Raw genomic sequence first — 3,178 nt, 5'->3', positions numbered from 1 at the left:
ACGCCTCTTGGATTTACAATTTACGGTCACGAAGTTGACTATGATTTTAACGAAGAGAGTAAATAGTAACATATTAAATTAGGTTGCCAGTCTTACTAAATAGCCGGTTTTAAAATCGGTTATCCTTTCTATTTCTCCTATAACAGCTGTTCAGCTGTTATGGGAGAAATTATTGTTCAAAACCTATTCCAAACCCCTCGGTATTTTTTCGCATAATGCAGTTTCATTAAAAGAGATAAATTTTCTTATCTCTTTATCAATAGTATAATATAAGGCAGACGAGGGTAGCTATAACCGAAAAAAATATGTGAATTCGTAATTAATGGCAGTCATAAATTGACTTCTATTTTTTGACCCGATTAAGACTCGAGTGACCCGTATAGGGGTCGAAATAGTGAAATGAAATTGGGAAAACGTTGAAATTCCGTAAATAGACTTTTGGCATGAATATTGCTTATATATCTAGTTGAAGACAAATATGGGAGGAGTAGTATCATGTTAAAAGAACGATATATAGAACAGGAATATCCATAATTTTCCAAAGTTGAGTAAATCTTGTGACTTGATAAATTTCGTAATTGACATATCTTTCGGTAGAGATATTGTGAAGTAAGTTATAGGACCATAAGACAGTATGTAATTCGTAATTATTGGTTTGATAATCAGATATTAACTAAATAGCCAACAAATAGAGAGAAGAGGGTAATCAATGAGTAAAAAGCTAAGAATATTTATTATCGGAATTTTAATCAGCGTCATTGTGTTTTGTGGAATTGGCTGTCAGGCAAATAATGAGTCAACTGTTGAGCAAACAACTCAAAATGACAGTAAGCTATTAACCGAAGTAGTTGTTTTTGGAGACAGTTATTCGGACAATGGATCGGCAAAGGAAAATACCACTTTAATCATGAAGAGTGCTGATAAGCCTGAAGGAGCTCGTTTAAAACCTTCAGATCCAGACAATGATGAGAAAATATATTGGGAAAACAGATTTTCCAATGGACTAACATCTGTTGAAGTATTGGCTGAAAAACTTGAAGTGGAATTGAAGAATTATGCAACAGGTGGAGCAACTACAGGGTATAAAAACTATGCTCCCTGGATGGATCATCTCAAAGATACAGGAGTACTTGGTCAAATTGATGAATTCGAAGGAAGCTTGGATGGCAAAAAAGCTGATGCTAATGCATTATACTTAATTTTTGCCTCCACAAATGATTACTATGTATTCATGGACTATTCCTTGCCTGGTACTATTGAAGAAATAGCAGATAAAAGTGTTGAAAACATTAATACTGCAGTTAGAAAACTGGCTGAACTTGGTGCTGAAAAGTTTTTTATAGTAAATTCGCCTGATTTGTCGACTTTACCATGGGAAATTGCTTATGATCAAATAGAATCTGCCAGTGCATTCACACAACGCGTGAATAGTACCTTGCCAGTCACCGTGGAGAAGTTGGATAGTGAGTTGGGGATAGAAATTATACTGTTCGATCACACTGCTGTCAGCGATAAAATCATGAATAATCCTGAAAGCTACGGTTTTGTAGAGCTTGAAAAAGAGTGTCAAAGTACGTATCCTGAGTTTAAACCGGCAGCTGAAAATCCCGATGAATATTATTTTTGGGATGAATGGCATTTTAGCCGAGCTGCACATAAAATTTTTGGAGAAGAAATGTATACTTGTTTAGTGAATGGCAAGTAAATCAAAAAATGATTTAAATAATAAAGAAAGGTTGATTTTATGAAAAGAGATACTATTGAAAAACCAATTTTTTACGCAACAATCATAGTTACACTATTGGTAATAATACCAATGATAATAAATCCAGAAGGTGCAAATAGTTTAATGAATAGCGCATTTGGAAAGCTGATGAATAATTTTGGATGGGCATATTTGTGGTTTGCGGTTATGGCATTAATTGTGTGTATGTACATAGCATTCAGCAAATATGGAAACATAAGACTTGGAGACCCTGATGAAAAGCCGCAGCATTCCACTTTTTCCTGGGTAGCAATGCTGTTGTGCGCAGGAATCGGTTCCAGTCTATTGTATTGGAGTTCGATAGAATGGGCATATTACTTCATGAGTCCTCCATATGGAGCTGAACCATTTTCAGTTGCAGCAGCTGACTGGGCAACGAGCTATGGACTTTTTCACTGGGGAGTAAGCGCATGGGCTATGTACACACTACCGACAATACCCATTGCATATGTATATTGGGTAAGAAGGAATCCTTCCATGAAATTAAGTACAGCCTGCAGTGGTGTAATTGGAGAAGAAAGAGCTAATGGATGGCTGGGAAAAGCCATAGACATATTTTTCATTTTCGGACTGATGGGTGGTTGCGGAACTTCCATAGGTCTGGGAACACCTATGATTACAGCTGGTTTGAATTCACTTTTTGGAATTCCAAAGAGTTTTGCTGTTGACTTGATCATCATCATATGCTGGTGTCTTGTAATCGGTCTAAGTTTGTACAGAGGTCTTGAAAAAGGTCTGAAGCAGCTAAGTACATTGAATTTAAAAATGGCAATTTTCGTACTGCTGTTTGTATTGCTTGTGGGACCTACATTTTTCATACTTAATACAATGAGTGATGGTTTGGGACATATGTTCCAGAATTTTGCAAAGATGAGTTTCTGGACTGACAGTGTAGGGGGTTCAGGATTTCCACAGGGATGGACAGTATTCTATTGGGCTTGGTGGATAGTAGTGGCTCCTTTTATGGGAATCTGGGTAGCAAAAATATCTAAAGGAAGAACACTGAAAGAATTGATTCTTGCAGAAATCGTCTGGGGATCACTTGGATGTTGGATGTCTTACAGTGTGTTGGGAAATTATGCACTTCATTTGGAGATAAACAATATTGTGCCAATAACTGAGATTATTGCAAATCAGTCGACATACGATGCGATTTGTGCAATGCTTCTAAACTTGCCAATGGGTAAGGTAATATTGTTCATGTTTGTATCTACAATGTTCATTTTCCTTTCTACAACAATGGATTCAGCAGCATTTACCACTGCTTTGGTTGCTTCCAAGGACTTGGAATTCGGAGAAGACCCTGTAAAATGGTATAGAGTATTTTGGGGATTTTTATTAGCTGCACTTCCTATAGCATTATTGTTTTCAGGAGGAGCATTGAGAGCTTTACAGACATCATCGGCTGTAGCA

The 3,178-nt window shown here is 36.7% G+C and carries 2 protein-coding genes; both read left to right on the top strand.

Going from position 1 to position 3,178, the window contains the following annotated elements; all coding sequences use genetic code 11:
• Positions 1–709 precede the first annotated feature (709 nt).
• A complete protein-coding gene (locus BUB05_RS18265) occupies positions 710–1,705 on the top strand; it encodes an SGNH/GDSL hydrolase family protein (RefSeq protein ID WP_094763082.1) in 996 nt (331 codons plus the stop codon).
• A gap of 39 nt (positions 1,706–1,744) precedes the next feature.
• Positions 1,745–3,178 (top strand): BCCT family transporter (locus BUB05_RS18260; protein WP_094763083.1); only part of this gene is annotated, 1,434 nt, incomplete at its 3' end.

This window comes from Dethiosulfatibacter aminovorans DSM 17477 (assembly GCF_900142005.1).
GTDB lineage: Bacteria > Bacillota > Clostridia > Tissierellales > Dethiosulfatibacteraceae > Dethiosulfatibacter > Dethiosulfatibacter aminovorans.
This window is presented reverse-complemented; position numbering and strand designations above follow the sequence as displayed.